Origin of the sequence: Fodinibius roseus, assembly GCF_900129315.1 — a bacterium.
GTDB classification, from domain to species: domain Bacteria; phylum Bacteroidota; class Rhodothermia; order Balneolales; family Balneolaceae; genus Fodinibius; species Fodinibius roseus.
The window spans coordinates 14706-32934 of the sequence record NZ_FQUS01000003.1 but is presented as its reverse complement, the minus strand read 5'-3'; the positions used below and the strand labels follow the sequence as shown (position 1 = coordinate 32934).

Sequence of the window (18229 nt, the reverse complement as noted above, 5' to 3'; positions counted from 1 at the left end):
TTATCATTAAAATTTACAGAGACGGAAAATAACTTTTTTTTGGTGATTTTGGAATCCTAATATTCAGATCTTCCATGGCAAGTGGTGGATAAATGACCCGAAGCTAAAATAGGAATGAACGCGACATCAATTACTCTTTAGCACTAAAATATTATGAGCGAAGACTCAATCCGTAAAATCATCCATATCGACATGGATGCGTTCTATGCTTCCGTAGAGCAGCGCGATTTTCCGGAGTATCGCGGGAAACCGCTGGTCGTGGGAGGCTCTCCCGAAGGTCGCGGGGTAGTAGCCGCAGCAAGCTACGAGGTGCGCAAATTCGGGGTTCATTCCGCGATGCCCGCCGCCCAGGCGATACGGCTGTGTCCCCACGCCGTGTTCGTAAAACCTCGTTTCGAGGTATATCGAAAAATTTCCACCCAAATACGGGATATTTTTTTTGAATATACCGACCTGGTAGAACCTCTGTCGCTCGATGAAGCCTACCTTGACGTCACTGAAAATCATATCGGATTGCCTTCGGCTACCCTTATTGCCCGGAAGATCCGGGAGCGAATCAAAAAAGAGACCGGCCTCACCGCATCTGCCGGCGTGGGACATAATAAATTTCTTGCCAAAATAGCTTCCGACCTTGAAAAACCCGACGGACTTTCGGTCATATTACCTGAAGAGGCAGAAGACTTTTTAGCCGAACTCAAGATCGGGACGTTTCATGGCGTAGGGGATGCAACCAAGTCAAAGATGCATTCCCTGGGCATTTATACCGGCAAAGATTTGAGAGAATGGTCGGAACTTGATCTGATTGAAAAGTTCGGGAAAGTCGGGCGCCATTATTATCGTATTGTTCGCGGTATCGACCACCGGGAGGTGAAAACAGATCGTATTCGCAAGTCCATTGGCAAAGAACGCACCTTTTCGGAAGATATCGACGACCTCAACTGGATTCACAACTTTCTCACTGAACTGGCCGGCAAAGTAGCCGAAAGCATGCAGGACAAACAGGCGGCAGGCAAGACGGTAACCCTCAAGGTGCGCTACGCCGATTTTGAAACCGTCACACGCAGCACTTCCTTCAACCACTATATTGACAAAGCGGACGACATTGCCCGGACTGTCATTCAGCTGCTTGAGGAGACGGAGACGGGTAATCGCAGGGTGCGGCTCCTGGGCATCACCCTCTCGAACTTAAACCTAAGCGAAAAAGGACATTACAAACAGCTGGAGATTCCTTTTGAGTCGTAAGTGTTGAATATTGAGTCACATATCATCCGAAGAAGACTGCTATTAAAAACATGATCACCGTGCCGATAAACAGCGTGTGTTTCTAATAGGAAGCGCTCACCCCGGCGGTAACCGGTCCCCGGCGTGGTGCTCAAGCTGACACAGATTGCCCGTTTATCTTCCAATCAAAGGTTTCCTCTGTGCCATTCTGTGCTTACCTTCCACCGCAGAGACCATTTCCCTGTTTATCATCTGAGGGCTTTAAAACCAGGGATTCTGGTCGATATCCATCCCTCAGCGAATCAAAGACTGCAACACAATAACCCGGATTAGTCACCGGGAAATTTGGTCGTGAAGGAGGCGAAGGAAAAATGGATGTTACATTCGCTAAAATGCAGAGATTGGCCAAAAGAACGCTTTTGTAAAAGCTCTATATATCCACAATTTGTACTATGAATTATACGCTTTCGGATTTTGATTATGATCTCCCGGAGAAACTGATTGCCCAGCAGCCGGCTCAGCCGCGTGATCATGCCCGCTTGCTGGTCTATGACCGAAGCACGGGAACCATCACAGATGCTGTTTTTTACAATCTTCGGAATTACCTGCCGGGGGATACCACGCTTGTGCTCAATAACAGCAAGGTTGAAAAATGTCGCCTGCTGTTCGAGGACGGGAAAAAAGAGATTTTCATTCTGGATGCCGCCAATGACACGACGGTTCGCGCGCTCGTGCGTCCCGGCAAAAAATTCCAAAAGGGGCGGACGCTTTCGCTTACCGACAGGATTTCCGCTACGGTCGTGGATATCGATAAGGAAGGCATCCGTACGCTGCGGCTTCGCCCGCCTCTCAATGAGGAGGTCTATGATCACTATAAATACACCCCTTTTCCCCCTTATATCGAGCAAGACGAATCGCTGTCGGAAGAGTATCAAACCGTGTATGCCCGCGATTCGGGAAGCAAGGCCGCGCCTACGGCGGGACTTCATTTTACGGATGAGCTGCTCTCCGAAATCCAGGATTCAGGGATATTAAAGGCCGAAGTTACCCTTCATGTGGGACTGGGGACCTTCGCACCGGTCAAAACGGAGACTATTGAAGAACATACCATGCACTCCGAATGGTTCAGGCTCACCCCCAAAACCGCCCGGCAGCTGAACCAGGCCGATCATCTTACGGCCGTCGGCACCACCAGCGTGCGGGTTTTGGAAACATGCCTCCAACAAAACGATCGGTTTACCCCGACCGCTATGGACACCGATATCTTCATTCGTCCGGGTTACAGCTTTAAGGCCGTCGATGCCCTCATCACTAACTTTCACCTGCCCAAAAGTACTCTGCTGATGCTGGTGGCCGCTTTCACCGGCTTTGAGGAAATGAGACATATCTACCAGCATGCCATAGACGAACAGTATCGCTTCTACTCCTTTGGGGACGCCATGCTGATCTTGTGATTCCGCTCTGAGAGCCGATCACCAAGGCCAAATGAGCATCGGACAATCCACGTTATCCCCTTTTAAAAGCTCCTGTCCCCAGGATGCCACAAAAGAGCCCCGGCAAGGCCGCGAAGCCTTACCAATACCTGACCCCTTGCGGATCTATATCTGCTCAACTTTCTGAATTTCAGCCTCAACCAGCCCGAAACGGACCTCACTTAACTTTCCGTATCCGGCTGCTGCATCTGCTGCATTTGCTCTTTCATATCGTTGCTGTCCACCATCTTCACCTGGTTTTTCAGGGAGGTGGAGAGCTCTTCAACATCGTCCTCCGTAAGCACTTCGTCGATATCTTCAATACCGATCTTTTGCAGCAAATTATAGATCATGCGGTTAAACAGCATCTGCTGTGCCGCTGAGCTGAGTTGCATGAGCTGCTGTTGTGGAATTTGCGCGCCGGACAATTTCACCTTATTCATGACCGGCTCAAGCAGTGCTTCGATCTTTTTGGACATCTGCTGTTCCAGCTCTTTGGCGTCTTTATTCTCTTTACTTGTGACCTCGTTACCGGAGGGATCAACTAATTTCATTGGTATCTATTTTATTTGGAATTACTTCACGTTCACTGTCATAAACAGAGGCTAAGAGGATATCGTTTATATTGCGAAACGGCAAATGTTTTGTGGGATTTGGAAGCCCACAAATAACAGGCAACAAGTTTCAAACCATAAAGATCCGAAATATACCAATTTAAAAATATCCTCTTGACGTGGAATTAAAACCAGCAATCTCCGGTAGCTGATACACTGCTTACTAAAAATAGTATTCTCTATAAAACCAAACCGGCCGGCCTTTTAAAGCCAGCCAGCAGGTTTGTTATATTATACTACCCTTTGTTGGTATCAGTATCCCGGATTTTGCGGGAAGGCATCGCTGCCGCCCTCCGTACGGTCGATCTGGGCCTGGGGGATCGGCCGTAGCTTATGGAACTCCTGCAAATTACCCAGCGGTGCTACAACATCGGGATTGTGTGCCTTCGCCCGTTCCAGGAGCTTATCGGTACGCACCAGGTCAAACCAGCGGAACCCTTCCCCCAGCAGCTCCCGGCCCCGCTCATCCAGGATAAAGTCGATTCCTTCGCTTGTAAGCGCCTGGGGCGTTCGGGCGGTAACTGTCGCCTCTTCCCCCGGCCATGCGGCCCGCACTCTAACGGCATTCAAATGATCGATCGCATTAACAGAGGTCGGCCCTTCCATATAGAAATAGGCTTCAGCCGCGATCAGGTGGGTTTCGGCAAGACGAAAAGCAAGCCAGTCCCGCGATCCCGCCGTGACATTCACGCCGGCGCGATTGGGATCCATATGCTTCCAAAGCGGAGGAAAATTAATAGAATTATACTCTTCCGGGGTAATAACCTGCATATCTTTTTCCTGCTGTTCGGCCAACGGCATATTGTATCCCGGGAACCAGATCGCGGTATCACCTTCAGCAAGATCCTTTTGGACGCCATCTATTTCATACGTACCGGGATCGATAACCCGGAAAGCATCCTTAAAGGATTTCTTATATCGCGAATCGACCTCCCGGTCATCCAGGTTAAACATCTCCTGGGTGGTAAACTGGGTGGGACGGAACCGGCGAAAAGGCCTTCCGAATTCCACTGTTCGAAATAAGCCGGGCTCCTGGTCATACGGAAAGTTAAAATAGAGATGAGATGAATTCCCGTTCTTGTCATCCGCCGACTCATTGGCCAGCGGATTGTCAGAAAACTGTACCGCCCAAATCACTTCCGCGTTTCGCTCGTTGCCGACGGCATGGACATCGGCGAAATCCTCCAGCAGTTCAAAGCTATAATCGTTGATCACCGTCTCCGCCAGGTTGGCCGCCTGTTGATAATCATCCGATCCGGCCGCATCAGAGGTGGCCCGGGTTAAATAAACGCGGGCCAGCAAATGTTCGGAAGCGGGTTTTGTAGCTCTCCCGTACTGTTCCGCCTCGACGGGCAGGTTGGCAATGGCAAATTCCAGGTCTGAAATGATCTGGTCATATACCTGACCGACGGGTGCCCGGGAAGCCTCGAGCTCCACCCCCTCTGTTTCCTCGGTGGTCAGATGGACCGGACCGAACAGCTGTACCAAAATAAAGTAATAGTGGCCACGCAGAAACCGGGCCTCGGCAGATCGCCGGGTCGCCTCTTCCTGGCTTACCCCTTCGACCCCGGCCCCGGCCCGTGCAATGACGGTATTGGTAATATTGATTCCCTCATACATGTTTTGCCATATCCAATCGCTGATATCATCGAAAGCATCGAGCTCGTTGCTGTAGCGATTCATATACTTAAAATCGCCGTCAGCGCCTTCGCGATAGGTGTCGGTCCCGAAGACCGTGGCCGTCAGTCCCTGTTCGGTACCGTAAAAACTCCGCAGGGGGTAATAAGCCGCATTCACCGCTTCATTGAAGCCGTCCGGTGTATTATAGCGCGTGTCGCTTACCTGGGTATGCACCTCCTCCTGCAGGAAGTCAGAGCATGAAACAAACAACCCAGCTATCATTACCAAAGTGATTATTCTAAAATACTTATACATAATGTCATCCGGTTGTGTTAAAATGTTAAGTTGATGCCAAAATTCATTTGCCAGCGCGCGGGGGTGCCCGTCCCGGGATTTTCCGGGTCGATGCCGCCGTAATCCTGCACGTAGGAGGAAAAGATAAACGGCTGATCCGCACTGGCATAGATACGGAGCGACTGGGCTCCCAGCACGTTCTGTACAATATTTAGGGGGAAATTATACCCCAGCTGTACGTTTCGAACCTTGACAAAGCTACCGTCAAAAAAGAGGCGCGCATCGTTATAAATAGGAAATTCCCTGTTTATGGTCGGCCGGGGATGCCTGTTTGCGGGATTGTCGGGCGTCCAGTAGTTCACATCATGCTCGTTATATCGCCCCACCAGGGCCGTATTGTGGATGCCGCTGTTGATTGTATTACCCAAACTCGCGTATAGGAAAAAAGAAAAATCCACTCCCTTATAGCTGAACCGGTTGGTCATTCCCCCGGTAAACTTGGGCATTTCCTGACCGATAATCACGCGATCACTCGCATTTATTTGTTCATCTCCGTCTACATCCTTAACACGAATTTCACCGGGAATTTGATTATACTGAGCGGCCAGCTCTTCCTCGTCCGATTGCCAGACTCCCACCTGGTCGTAGTCATAAAATACATCGATCGGTTCGCCAATAAACCACTCATTACCGATATCATCTTCATCCCCACCGTAGAGCTCCACAATTTCCTCTTTGTTGGAAGCAAAGTTCAGGTCGGTAGTCCACTGAAAGCCGTCCCCGCTCGAGGACTGAACATTTACGGTGGAAAGCGATACTTCGATACCCGTATTGCGGGTCGAGCCCACATTTTCCAATATGCTTTCATAACCGCTGGTGGGCGGCAACTGGCGACGCAGCAACAGATCGCTGGTGTTTTGCTGATATACATCCACACTACCGGTGATACGAGAATCAAGTATCCCGAAATTTAGCCCAATATTGGTGGTGGCCGTGGTTTCCCACTTGAGATCGGGATTCGAGATTTGAGAAGGCTGGTACCCGTAGGCCAGATCACTCCCGTAATTATAGGTGGTGCGGTCCAACAGAGCCAGCGTCTGGTAGGGAGTAATGCCCGTCTGACCGGTTTGTCCCCAGCTGACGCGCAAGCTGAGATCATTCAGGAATCCCTCACTGTTGAAAAAATCTTCATTGGCGATATTCCAGGAAAGAGCCATCGAGGGAAATACCCCGTACTTGTGATTATCTCCAAAGCGCGAGGAACCATCCACCCGTCCCGTCGCGGTCAACAAGTAACGGTCGTCATAGTTATAGTTAGCTCGCAGCATGGTTGACAACAGATTCCATTTTTCAAAGCGGGTATCCGAACCTAAAATTTCCTGGGCAGCCCCGAAATTATGATGCTGCATATCCTGAATGGGGATGCCTCGAACCTCCATACTATCCGATTCGGTCTGAAATTCCTGTATGCTGAAAAGACCGGTTAACTCAATGTTATGATCTTCCGCCAGGGTCTCTTCGTAGGTAATAATATTTTCCCACGTATACTCGAAAGTAAAATTATTGGCTTTTTGTGCGGCAGAGGGACCCAAAAATTGGGCGCGGGAGCGGGAAGCCTGAAAATCGCTGTCCCGTTCATACCGGATATCGGGAGCAAAATTCATTCGAAAGTTCAGGTTGTCGAGCAGGTCGTATTCGGCAAAAACATTACTCAAAAGCCGCTGCCGCTTCTCTTCATCCACATAGGTATCGGGAAGCACCTCAATAAGCGGGTTCGAGCGCTGGCCGTCATTAATAGGCTGAAAGACTAAGTTTCCCTCTTCATCGAAGGGAGATCCGAGGGGACTATTGTCAACGGCTTCGCTGTAAAAGTTGCGGTCCCCCCCGTTTCTGACGCTATAACTTCCCAGGGTCGTCGTACCTATGGTAAGTTTATCCGTAACATCCATATCCACATTAATTTGAATATTGTAACGGCTAAAATCCTCGGGGGCAAGGATACCCTGCTCCTGCAAGGCCCCAAAAGAGACATGAAATCTCGTATTTTCATTTCCGCCGGATATCCCCAGGTTATGATTGTGCCTGACGCCGGTCTCAAGAATCATCTCCTGGTAATCCACCCACTCCCCGTTGTTTAACTTCTCCAGCTCCCCCGGCTCCAGGAACTGGGAGTCGTCGGTATACTCCCCGGCCGCCCGGTGGGCCTCCCGGTTGAGTTCCGCATACTCTTCCCCGTTCATGCGGTCCACCTTGTCCAACGCTTTAGAAAAGCCCACGGACCCGTTGTACGTCACCGACAATTCACCGTCATAGCCCCGGCTGGTTGTTACGATAACGACCCCGTTGGAACCCCTGGCGCCGTATATCGCCGTGGCAGAAGCATCTTTCAACACCTCGATCGACTGAATACTGGCCGGATTTATATCCCGGAGTCCCCCCGATATCGGCACCCCGTCTATGACATACAGCGGTTCATTGCTGGCATTAATGGAGCGATTGCCCCGAATGCGTACTTCGGCGTCCGAACCCGGTTTTGTCCCGCTTTGCGTGACGGTTACTCCGGCCGTTCGTCCCTGCAGCCCCTGGTCAATAGAGGTAATGGATACTTCATTCAGTTCCTCTGCAGAGACGGAGGATACGGAACCCGTAACATCGCCCCGTTCCTGGGTTCCATAGCCGACCACAACTAATTCCTCACCAATTTGAACACGCTGGCTCAATACGATATCCAGCGTCATAGTTTCACCTTCGGAAATAGAAAAAGTGGTCTCATATTCTTCATACCCCACATATGAGGCGGTAAGAGAATAGGTACCCGGCTCTACGGATATTTCATAATTGCCTTCCGCGTCGGTTGCCGCTCCCGTTTGCAGCTCGGAAATATAAATATTGGCCCCTGGTATCGGCTCGCCTGTCTCTTCATCCGTTACGGTTCCCGTCACTTGTTGTGCCCAGGCCGGTCCGGCAGTACACAGAAGGGTACCCACCAGAAAAACAAACATCAAAAGTGTAGTTCGAATCGTCTTTCCCATAGTTGTATCACCTTAGTTAAAGTTGTCATTATCCCCATATTATTACCACACAACGTTTTATGTAACCGGTTAAGTAAACCGATTAAAAAAAAATCCCCTGCTAAAACTTTATTTAATTCACTTCCCTTAAGTGTTATAATTACAATTCTCTCTCTAATTAAAAAATCTTAATCTAATTTGCAAACAATTTGCAAATTAATTTGTACCGGTTTTCGTAAATTGTTTTTATAATGCAATAACAATACACCGAGAACGGTATTGATATCTTCAACCCAAGCTGTTGACTAACAGCACATATTTTGCACCCCACGTGAAGAAAACAAGTGTTTTGCCCGACCGTTTTTTTAACATAGTATTCAGGAAGGAGTAGATAAGTATAAATAACCACGGTGACTCCTCACCGGCTAAATAAATACCCAACCCTCTATTGCGCATACTTTTCACTTACATCGGGATGGGATATGACATAGTCTTTTTTGCCTTCTGTCGTTTCTATGGTCTGGCGACGCCCGTCGAACCAGACAACCTCTATCTGTTCCACCTCTGCTTCTGCACCCAGCACCTGGGTAAAGCTATTTTGTGACCAGTAGCCGCTCCCGGCCTGCACCTCTCGCAGCGGTGCCTCCGACTGCCCTCCCCCGTAGATCAACCGGATAGCCGAACCGATCGCATCTTTGTTTTCCGGCGGCCCCTCCAAAGTAATGCGATAGCCTCGCCGCTCGGTCTGATTGACATAGAGTTTGGTTTCGAAATTGTTTTGAGAAACAGCCAAATCGACTTTTCCGTCACCGTTAAAATCGCTGAATCCCGCCCCGCGCTGTTCCCCGTAGATCTTTATCCCCGACCGGCTGCCCCTCAGAACCGTAAAATCTCCGTCTCCATTTCCCCGTAGCCACAAGCCGCGCCCGGCATCCTGCCGCGGAACCTGCCTTGGCACTGCAAAAAAGTTTTGACTCAGAAATATATCCTCATTGCCATCATTATCCAGGTCTGCAACACCGGCGTGAAGGGCGGCGCTGAACTGCGATTCCACCGGCAGGGGACGGGGTTTAAAACCGTCCCCGGTGTTTATCAGTACCATATGCTCCAGGGCATTGATTTCCTTGTACGAGATATCGGCAAGCCTGCTGCCAAAAAGTTCCTCCAGCGTAGTATTGGCGAACTGCCTGTGACTTCGCATCTGATTGACAATGGCGGGGACCGAGCCATAGTGATACAACCGCCTCCTGGGCACATATTTTCCATCGGGATTGGCATAGGTCTCAATAATTTCTACTCTGCTGTCCCGGTTAAAGTCCTCGTGATACATCCGGATCGGCTTATTCATTTCCAGCTGGTATGGGCTGTTACGACCCCGGTTGGTGACTACAAGATCGGGATAGCCGTCATTGTTGAAATCCCCGCTGGCAATGCCGTTCCACCAACCCTTGAGGCTGGAAAGGCCATACTCTTCGGATACATCCTCAAACGCGCCGCCGTCATTTTCCAACAGGAGTATGGAATCCCAGGCCCGGCTCAGCACCAGATCCCGATCTCCATCCCGGTCGAAATCCGTGAACACGCCGCCCGTCACCAGTCCCGCCCGCTGCAGTATTTTCGAATTGACGTTATCAGGTACAAAAGAGCCCTGTTCGTTTTTAAGCAATCTCGAGGGTGCATCCATCGGGTAGTGACCCGGAACAAATCGTCCCCCTGCAAAAAGATCAATATCCCCGTCACCGTCATAATCGGAAGCAGCCATCGGACCCGTTGTGGAGATGTTGCCGGGCAGGGAATCAGCCTCTATATTATCCGGTCCGTTCATCCTGTATTGGTAAGCCGAGGGAAATCGTATATCTCCCTGTTCATAATTGGCATTACCCGTCACGATGTTCGTGCCCCTGCTGTCCTCCCAGCCGAGAATGGTGGTTTGATCCCCCGGGGCGGGACGGCTGATCAGAGACAGGCGTGTGGGACGGAAGGAGCCATCACCCCGATTTTCGTATACGCCCGGGGAACGCCCTGCCGCGGATGCAATGAACAGATCATCGTCCCCGTCCCGGTCGAAATCAATCCAGGAAAGGCCGGGTCCCAGCTGACTAAGCCGTATGGGAAGCAACGGCTGAAACTGAAAGTCATCAAACGTACTTTCCCGGTGGCGATGATCAATCCTGCCGGAGACATCGTTAAAAACAGGGCTTGCGGATCGCCCGGACTCATTGGCCTCCCCCGGCCTTTTCGGGATCTGCTCTTCCTCAATTTCATATATGCGATTGGCCGGGATACTATCTACCCGGCTTTTCGAACCATCGGGCCAGGAGATGACCAGCCGGTGATCGCTGTTTTCCGGATCGGCTGCAAATACGACCATGGGCTCGGAGCCGGACAGATAATCTCCGCCGGACACCAGCTCTTTCCGCTGGTTAACCGGTCCCCCGCGCAGTTCAATTTTTGCTCCTATGGCCTGTGTATTCGGCGGTTTCCCGATTAACCGGACGGCAATACGGGGAGCTTCGCTCATATTTTCATAAACGGCGGCCTTTTTGTTCATACGGTTGACGGCCAGGTCCATTGCTCCATCATTATTCAGATCAGCCACGGCCATGCCATGTGAAATATCGGCCTGCTCAAACCCCAGATCCGAACCTTCCTCCCGGAATGTCAAATCACCGTTATTCATAAAGATCCGGTTTCGCAGTTCCAGGGAGGGAGCCCCTCGGATAAACTCCGTAAAATGTTCATCCATATTTCTCTCCTTGCGCATCATGCTCACCTGTGCATCCATATCCAGGATATGATACATATACCCGTTATTCACGAGAAGATCTTCATACCCATCCAGGTCGATATCCATAAAAGTGGCATCCCACGACCAACCCGTCCCCTCCACACCGCCCAGGTATGCTATCTCTGCATAGGTAAGATCTTCTCGTTTGAGATACAGCGAGTTCCGGTTATTGGTGGGACGAGCGGTCGTTTTCCTGAATTGATCGGGATTGGGGTCGTCGGAGCCTACCTGGCGCAGCCGCTCCTTGTGCTCTGGACTGAGCATTTCGGCGGTAAATATATCCAGCTCGCCATCTCGGTTGATATCTGCAAAGTCGACGCCCATACACGCAAAGCTCAGGTTTCGAATGGCCCATTTTTCTATCAGCCTGAATGTCCCCCCGCCCCGGTTCATCCATATCCGGTCTTTGGTGAAAAAATCGTTGCAGGTATACAGGTCGGGTTTTCCATCCCCGTTCAGATCCTGGAATTTTGCGGTCAATCCCCAGTCAGGGGGCAGCCCGTGCGGGTCCCCCTGCTCATCAAGGAACCGCTCATCCGTATTCGATACCTTTTTAAAAGCGCCATCCTGATTGAGATATAAAACATCCTCTTTGCCCGTTTCGGCCAGACCGGCCAGACGATTATCCTCCGTCATAAAAATCCGGTAATGCTCGTCAAAAGGGGGGACAAGGGTAAAGGGCCCCGTCTGTTGCTGTTTATTATAGGGTTCATTTAAGATATTATCCCAGGAAAGCTCTTCTGTGGAGTAAATATCCTTGACCGATTTTTCCTTGTACTTTGCCATATACAGATCCAGGTCCCGGTCCCCGTCAATATCGGCCAGTGTCATGGTGCTGCTGCCCTCTCCTGCTCCCAGCCCGCTGCCTTCGAACAGCTCAAACGTACCCATCCCGTCATTCATATACAGCGCATTATCCCGGTATATGGAGCTCACCAGGAGGTCGGGATGGTCGTCCCCGTTGACATCCGCGAAAACGGTTCCTGTCGAATAATGGTCGCTGTGAGCCACGCCGGCTTTATCCGTAATATCCTTAAACTGCATCCCTCCCATATTTTTATACAGCTTGTTAGCCTCTTTCAAACCGGCAAAATACAGATCGACAAGCCCGTCCCCGTCAATATCACCGGCCGCTACTCCGGAGCCGTTCAAATAATGGCGGTTCTCGGCCAGCTCCTCCTCGGTCATCGTATTATTGAAGGCAATACCTGTCTGAGAGGGGGACTGTAATTCGAAACCATAGTGATCCGGAGAACCGGAGGGAATGGCAGACCATCGATAGCCCCGCTCCTCATGCCATTCGAGTTCGGGGGAAGAACTACAGCCGGCTGACAGGAGAAAAAGAATACAGATACCGGCCCTGCAACAAAATCTGACGGCCCGCCTGTGGAGAATAAATTGTAGTCTCTTGCTCTTCATTATTCAAAAATTATGTATCCGCCCAACAATCATCATGTAAGCAGGTGCCCGATCCTCCTGTTACTCCCAATACGAAGCTTTTCAAAAACCGGGGAAGGATTGTTCAGTACCAACTCCCGGGCGATTTTAAAACCGCAGGGTATATGCAGACTACCTGTGAGGATGTTAAAATCGCAAAATATAGTGATCGGGCGAGATAACGGTTTTGCATAAGTCTTCTATACCATATCTTCCTTATTCAGAATCCTGGTTTGCAGGGAGATAAGTTCCGGGGGTACCCCATCTTCCGATTCTATCTCCATAATCAATCGTTCAAAAGCGCTGTATCCCATTTCAAACGTAGACTGGTCAATACAGATGAATGGATGAGCAAGGTATTGATTAAACTCACTGCTTCCGAACGCAAGAATAGCTATTTCAGCGGGATCCATATCGTGGTCTTTCATGTATTGAAGCGCTCCCAATCCCACCGGGTAGGTCGCACAGAACACGGCTTCCGGTTTACCGTACTGCTCCATTAGTTTTGCAAATCCTTTATAGCCATCATCTTCACTGAATCCCGCTTCAACGATAGCGTTGCGGTCAACCTCCAGTCCCGCTGCGGACATGGCTTCCTCATAGCCAAGACGCCGGTCTTTTCCGATTTCCACACTCAGGTAGCCCGACAGATGTGCAATTTTCTCGTATCCCTGTTCTGTCATATGGCGTACTCCCTTACGGGCTCCCCCCCGGTCTTCCACTTTGAGATAGGTATAATCCGACCCCGTAAAACCCCTGTCAAAAAAGACCAGCTGAGTGTCCATGCCTTTGACGAGATCAAAATTTTCGACACTGCCTGTTTTTTCAGAGACAGAAATCAACAGGCCCTCCACTCTCATATCAAGCATTGATTCGATATGCTTGCGTTCCAGCTTATCGTCCTCCATGGAGACGCCAAGAATCACTTCATACTCACTTTCGAGGGCCGCCTGATAAATCCCCTCAATGACCGAAGAAAAAAAGGAATGGGCAATCTTGGGTACAATAACACCGACGGTTTGTGATTTTTTGGAGGTAAGGGAACGGGCCACCAAATTGGGTCGATATCCCATCTTTTGGGCCATTTCCTTCACCCTTTTTTTGGTTTCTTCTGAAATATCCGAGTGATCTCTCAGTGCTTTCGAAACACTGACCTTTGTAAGGTCCAGCCGTTTTGCAATGTCTTTTAATCGTACATTTTTCATTATCGTCATTTGGATGAAACTACCCCGGGGCCGGGCAATCGGGGTAGCAATTCAACTTTTTTCCACAAACGTTTTCTGTTTCCGACCTGGGCAGGCGGATCACCTGCATTATTTAAATATTAAATAACAGACAGAAATCATGATTCGTCCCTTCCTACGCGCCCCTTGTGGGATGCGGGGTGAGGGAGGTCAGGTCTTCGATGCGAACCGGCTCGCCCGACTCGATGCTCTTGCGGGCGGCAATGCCCACCAGGATCGACATCGCTCCATCCCGTTTACCCGCCGCATGCTTCAGCGGATCATCCATATCCGGGTTCCGGAAGATCTGGTCCTGCAGCCGCACGTCGCCGCCGCCGTGGCCGCCACTCTCCTGGCGCACTTTGATATGCTCGTACTGGCTGCTAAAGTTATCCATCACCATAATTTCTTCATAGTCGGCCGCTTCCTCGCGCTCCTCCTGAGACATCTCCTGCTCGTGGAGCTCGGCCTGACTTATTTTCTCATCCTCGCGCCACGGGATCCCGTGCCAGGCGTCAATGCGTCCGTCAAAGCCGTTAAAGGCGATCTTCATCCCTTCATAAGGCGAGTAGGTCGTCAGTGAGTATGTCACCTGTACATCGTTGGCATATTTTACCTGCACCGACATTTTATCGTAGATGTCAATCTCGTGGCGCCACAGGCAGTTATCCCGTATGTAGCCGTCATGCTCCTCGTTTGCTACGTACAGGTCCATATAGGTATCGTTCTGGGTGATATCCCAGTAAAAGTCGCACTTGTCCTTATGGGGACAGGTCCGGCATTTGTTGCCCCGGAACGGGTGATTGCTGCCGTAATGCTCCAGGGCTCCCTCGGCGTAGACTTCCACCGGGTCGGAGTCGAGCCACCAGTTCAGCAGATCGAAGTGGTGGGTGGCCTTGTGGACCAGCAGCGTACCCCCGCTGGCGGTGATGCCGTGCCAGCGCCGAAAGTAGGAAGCCCCGTGATAGGTATTCAGATACCAGTGGAAGTCCACAGACGTGATCTTCCCCACGCGCCGGTTGACCAGCATCTCCTTGAGTTTGGTGTGATGGGGGCTATACCGATAGTTGAAGCCCACAATCAGTTCTCCCTGAGAGGCCTTTTCGGCGTCCAGGATCGCCTGACACTTATGCTCATCGGTGGTCATCGGCTTCTCCGTCAACACGTCAATACCGCGGTTGAGTCCCTCAATAATAAACTGGTGGTGAGTCGCATCCACAGTGGTCACGATCAGCATGTCCGGATCAGTGGTATCCATCATCTCGTCAAAATCGGTGAAGGTCGGACAATCGGCCCCGATATACTCTTTGCCATACTCCAGCCGGCCCGGATTGATGTCGCAAAGCCCCACAAATTCCGTGATGTCGCCGTACCGCTCCCGCACCGTCCGTCCCCAGAAGGTGATCCCCCGGATACCGGTGCCCACCAGGACGATCTTTCGGGTCTGGGCTTTCTTGCGGGCTCCCTCAAACGCTCCCATCGGCCGGGCCAGCATACCGCCGGCAAAGGCGCCCGTCGTACTCTTCAGAAAATCCTTGCGTGTTATTTTTTTCCGTGTCATAAACTTACCCTTATTTTTTAATTAGCGAGATATGTTATGTTAAGCTACCTCAAGTTATTTGTTTCAGTATGTCAAATGTTACGGCTATGCTTCATTGAAACGAGACCATCCGCCCCCTTCACATCCCGTGTTACTGGTTGCATCTGCTGCTGAAGACGGGTTAAACCAGTTTATCAGTTACCGCACGTGTTCGAAATCATCCAACCTTTGACCTGTTCTTAGAGACTGCAGCCGGTTTCACTTGCTTTCATTAATTCCCCAACTTAAACTTCGGCCTAAATAAATTTGCACGAATTTTAAATTAATTTGCTGTCTTATCCTTATAAATATTAAACATGCGTGCAAAAAATTCTTAAAGACTTCTCTATTTAACCGGTTACTTTATATATAACATGAAAAAATGAAAAAGACAATTTTTCAGAATAACAGCTTCCTTACGACCTGCGACCGCTTGCCCTTGGGGGACTGAAAAAAAGCCGATCCGGCCTCAACAGGCTCTCATAGACAAGCTGACACGTTGTTATCTGCCTATCCGATCAATTGAATTTTTATAAAACAGGTATCATATATTCAAAACCGGTGCGTGTAGCTCACTTTTAAAGCACCCGAGCGCTGCGTCGTTCGAAATCCGGCCCTGCCGTCTCTCCAATTATGCTTGTAGACCAAATACAGGTCAGAACCCGGGGTGATTATCCATCGCAGCCGGTTGTTTACCGCCAGCAAATCGCTGAGATTATCAAATTGAATATTTGTCGTCAAAAACAGGGAGGTCGTGAAATCGAGATTTGCTTCAAACCGTACCAGATCGGTTGAGAACTTTTCTTCAACGTTCACATCCGTTCGGATATATTCGGGAGACAGTTCAATACCGGGGAGGGGGCGCAGGGTAATCCCCATGCCGTATTCTATCTGGCTGCCGGACCAAAAGCCGCCTCCCTCAAAACGTGCGTCAACCGATATTTTCCGATACGAGGCGGTCTCCATTTCAACGCTGGCCAGCCAGTTCACATATTCATCAACGGGTACAATAACAGAACCATCTCTTTTGATATCAAAAGGCTGCTCGAGGCGCTCGTAATTTCTGGTGATGCTTAAGGAGATCTGATCGTCGCTCACCAACGCTATGTCAAACAGCGTAAAGGTGAGGTATTGCGTCAGCAAGTCGAAATCGAGATCGGTCAAATGCTCAAACCGAATACCCCACCCCACCTGCCGGATGATATCGCTGCCGGAGAATTGCGGGGTGTACTCAATCGTCGGCTGCAGGCGGCGAAATGCATTGCGTGGAGTAAATCCCACGGCAGGATCAAATGCATCGCCGAACTCACGGTAAGAAACATGAGCGGACCAGGGCTGATTGGGGAAATTAAGACGAAATCCCCGCGAAGAACGGTCCCATACACCCGTGGTATCATCGGAGACAAAAGGCGAATTATGAAATACGAAGAAAGCCTGAAACTGCAGGTTGTCGCTTCCCATGAAACGAGAGGTCCCGAGCTCCAGATCCCCCCCCAGCGTATACTGCTCCTGCAGTGCCGGCCTGTCATCTATGGCATCGCGTGCAGATCGACGGGTATAGATTAATCCGGCCGTACTTTCAGAACCTATGTTTCGTTTAACACGCGCCACCGAAAAATGTTCGGGCTGCACCTCATCCTTTTCGCCGGTGCGTACGTGCAGCAGCGCCAGGTTGTAACCCCCGGCATTTCCCAGAAGGCGAGCCCCATAGGTAATCGTGACCGGCGCACCATCACGCAAGCCGATCCTCCGGCTGAAATAGGGATTTACTCCACTTGCGGGAGCAAATTCGTAAATATTTGCTCCCTCCAGGAAAAAGTCGCGCTGTTCGGGAAACTGCAGGGGAAAACGAGTTAAATTTACCTGCCGCTGGTCGACTTCTGCTTCAGCAAAATCGGTATTGAAGGTCAGCGATGCCTTAAGGCTGGGGGTAATGCTGTAATTGACATCAAGTCCCCCATCCATGTCAGCCTTGGTATCATCGCCTGCTTCTCGCCGCTGCTCAGAACCGTTGAGCACTCCAAAAGGCACGACCTCAAGTCCCAGTCCCTGCGACATGCCGGTAAGACCGGTAAGCAGTCCGGCATCCTGCGGACGTTCGATCCCCTGGTTCCGGCGGTAGCCGGACCACAGCACCGTTTCGCTTTTCCGGCGGATGACCCTCATAAAATTCGTTCCCCAGCGATCGCTTTCCATATCAAAGTTCAGTGTTCTGAACGGAATTTTGATCTCGGCCGACCATCCGAAGTCACCGATAACAGTACGGGCATCCCAGATACCATCCCAGTTGAGATTAATGCTAATGCCCTGTCCCGTGCTGATGAGTCCGTCGGTTCGGAGTCCGTTGGGATTGATTTCCATAAAATAAGCACTCCGCTGATCATTGTAGGTGTCGAATATCCAGGTAAAACGCTCATCAGCAACAATCCGCACATCCCGCCGTTTCTGGTTGGCCTTAATACCCGACGGGTCGCGGTCATAAAGCATTACCCCCAAGTAAAGATAATTCTCATCATAGGCAATGCGAACTTCTGTGCGTTCCGATGCTGCGGCTCCCTCATTCGGCTCCTGTTGACGAAATCCGGCAGCGGGTTTAACATTATCCCAAAAATGTTCGTCCACTTTACCGTCAAACAGCAATTCCTCGCCGGGCGCAAGCTGATAGGCTTCGAGCTGCTTGCGTCCGGGGACATCCTGGGCAGGTAACAGCAACGGCAAACAAAGCAAAAAGCAAACTCCCAATGTTGTCCCCGGATATGCCGTTATCGTATTCAATCTCTGCTTATTTTAATAGGTGTTGACATGGGTATGGCCCTAATTCCTTTCTGTCCGTATAACAAACAAGTTTTTGAGCTAAATAACCAACAATCAACTCATATATTTCCGCTCAAATCAGTGTTACCGGTTATCGGAGGTTGTATTTTATAGCTTCATTTAAGATCTTCATTCACTGGACACTGAACTCTCAGC

General features: G+C 50.3%; 9 protein-coding genes. 2 read left to right on the top strand and 7 right to left on the bottom strand.

Annotation, left to right across the window (positions count from 1 at the left end):
- The first annotated feature begins 153 nt into the window (after window positions 1–153).
- Together dinB and queA are read left to right on the top strand one after the other, a co-directional pair.
- The gene (dinB, locus tag BUB16_RS03210; protein ID WP_073059411.1) at window positions 154–1242 is read left to right on the top strand and encodes a DNA polymerase IV; all 1089 of its coding nucleotides are present in this window, start codon (window positions 154–156) and stop codon (window positions 1240–1242) included.
- Window positions 1243–1673: 431 nt separating this feature from the next.
- On the top strand, window positions 1674–2675 hold the full coding sequence (queA, locus tag BUB16_RS03205) for a tRNA preQ1(34) S-adenosylmethionine ribosyltransferase-isomerase QueA (RefSeq protein ID WP_073059408.1): 1002 nt from the start codon (window positions 1674–1676) through the stop codon (window positions 2673–2675).
- A 200-nt stretch (window positions 2676–2875) separates the two neighbouring features.
- Here queA and BUB16_RS03200 read toward each other — a convergent pair whose 3' ends face one another.
- The 7 genes from BUB16_RS03200 to BUB16_RS03170 all read right to left on the bottom strand — a co-directional run bounded on the left by BUB16_RS03200 (window position 2876) and on the right by BUB16_RS03170 (window position 18034).
- Window positions 2876–3247: a hypothetical protein gene (locus tag BUB16_RS03200; RefSeq protein WP_073059406.1), complete on the bottom strand. Its 372-nt coding sequence runs from the start codon at window positions 3245–3247 to the stop codon at window positions 2876–2878.
- Between the two features lie 312 nt (window positions 3248–3559).
- Complete coding sequence (locus BUB16_RS03195) at window positions 3560–5242, bottom strand: RagB/SusD family nutrient uptake outer membrane protein (RefSeq protein WP_073059403.1); 1683 nt, start codon at window positions 5240–5242, stop codon at window positions 3560–3562.
- A gap of 17 nt (window positions 5243–5259) precedes the next feature.
- Window positions 5260–8253, bottom strand: a complete 2994-nt coding sequence (locus tag BUB16_RS03190) for a SusC/RagA family TonB-linked outer membrane protein (RefSeq protein ID WP_073059401.1) — start codon at window positions 8251–8253, stop codon at window positions 5260–5262.
- 424 nt (window positions 8254–8677) lie between these two features.
- Window positions 8678–12439 (bottom strand): CRTAC1 family protein, encoded by a 3762-nt coding sequence (locus tag BUB16_RS03185; RefSeq protein WP_084088003.1) that lies wholly within the window; start codon window positions 12437–12439, stop codon window positions 8678–8680.
- A gap of 218 nt (window positions 12440–12657) precedes the next feature.
- Window positions 12658–13662: a LacI family DNA-binding transcriptional regulator gene (locus BUB16_RS03180; protein ID WP_073059397.1), complete on the bottom strand. Its 1005-nt coding sequence runs from the start codon at window positions 13660–13662 to the stop codon at window positions 12658–12660.
- A gap of 154 nt (window positions 13663–13816) precedes the next feature.
- Complete coding sequence (locus BUB16_RS03175; protein WP_073059395.1) at window positions 13817–15241, bottom strand: Gfo/Idh/MocA family oxidoreductase; 1425 nt, start codon at window positions 15239–15241, stop codon at window positions 13817–13819.
- Between the two features lie 570 nt (window positions 15242–15811).
- Window positions 15812–18034, bottom strand: coding sequence for a carbohydrate binding family 9 domain-containing protein (locus tag BUB16_RS03170; protein WP_139240169.1), 2223 nt, complete (start codon window positions 18032–18034; stop codon window positions 15812–15814).
- Between the last annotated feature and the right edge of the window lie 195 nt (window positions 18035–18229).